This is a genomic window from Salmonella sp. NW177 (assembly GCF_051811585.1).
GTDB lineage: Bacteria > Pseudomonadota > Gammaproteobacteria > Enterobacterales > Enterobacteriaceae > Salmonella > Salmonella enterica.
This window is the reverse complement of record NZ_JAMMZV010000023.1, coordinates 1-1,417: the sequence shown is the minus strand read 5'-3', so window position 1 is coordinate 1,417 and position 1,417 is coordinate 1. Positions and strand designations below refer to the sequence as shown.

Sequence of the window (1,417 nt, the reverse complement as noted above, 5' to 3'; positions counted from 1 at the left end):
CCGCCAAAACATCTTCGGCGTTGTAAGGTTAAGCCTCACGGTTCATTAGTACCGGTTAGCTCAACGCATCGCTGCGCTTACACACCCGGCCTATCAACGTCGTCGTCTTCAACGTTCCTTCAGGAGACTCTAAGTCTCAGGGAGAACTCATCTCGGGGCAAGTTTCGTGCTTAGATGCTTTCAGCACTTATCTCTTCCGCATTTAGCTACCGGGCAGTGCCATTGGCATGACAACCCGAACACCAGTGATGCGTCCACTCCGGTCCTCTCGTACTAGGAGCAGCCCCCCTCAGTTCTCCAGCGCCCACGGCAGATAGGGACCGAACTGTCTCACGACGTTCTAAACCCAGCTCGCGTACCACTTTAAATGGCGAACAGCCATACCCTTGGGACCTACTTCAGCCCCAGGATGTGATGAGCCGACATCGAGGTGCCAAACACCGCCGTCGATATGAACTCTTGGGCGGTATCAGCCTGTTATCCCCGGAGTACCTTTTATCCGTTGAGCGATGGCCCTTCCATTCAGAACCACCGGATCACTATGACCTGCTTTCGCACCTGCTCGCGCCGTCACGCTCGCAGTCAAGCTGGCTTATGCCATTGCACTAACCTCCTGATGTCCGACCAGGATTAGCCAACCTTCGTGCTCCTCCGTTACTCTTTAGGAGGAGACCGCCCCAGTCAAACTACCCACCAGACACTGTCCGCAACCCGGATTACGGGTCCACGTTAGAACATCAAACATTAAAGGGTGGTATTTCAAGGTCGGCTCCATGCAGACTGGCGTCCACACTTCAAAGCCTCCCACCTATCCTACACATCAAGGCTCAATGTTCAGTGTCAAGCTATAGTAAAGGTTCACGGGGTCTTTCCGTCTTGCCGCGGGTACACTGCATCTTCACAGCGAGTTCAATTTCACTGAGTCTCGGGTGGAGACAGCCTGGCCATCATTACGCCATTCGTGCAGGTCGGAACTTACCCGACAAGGAATTTCGCTACCTTAGGACCGTTATAGTTACGGCCGCCGTTTACCGGGGCTTCGATCAGGAGCTTCGCTTGCGCTGACCCCATCAATTAACCTTCCGGCACCGGGCAGGCGTCACACCGTATACGTCCACTTTCGTGTTTGCACAGTGCTGTGTTTTTAATAAACAGTTGCAGCCAGCTGGTATCTTCGACTGACTTCAGCTCCATGAGTAAATCACTTCACCTACGTGTCAGCGTGCCTTCTCCCGAAGTTACGGCACCATTTTGCCTAGTTCCTTCACCCGAGTTCTCTCAAGCGCCTTGGTATTCTCTACCTGACCACCTGTGTCGGTTTGGGGTACGATTTGATGTTACCTGATGCTTAGAGGCTTTTCCTGGAAGCAGGGCATTTGTTGCTTCAGCACCGTAGTGCCTCGTCGTCACGCCTCAG

The 1,417-nt window shown here is 53.5% G+C and carries 1 rRNA gene; it reads right to left on the bottom strand.

The window, feature by feature from the left end:
- Positions 1 to 24 precede the first annotated feature (24 nt).
- A 23S ribosomal RNA gene (locus NA986_RS24300) occupies positions 25 to 1,417 on the bottom strand; the annotation flags it as partial.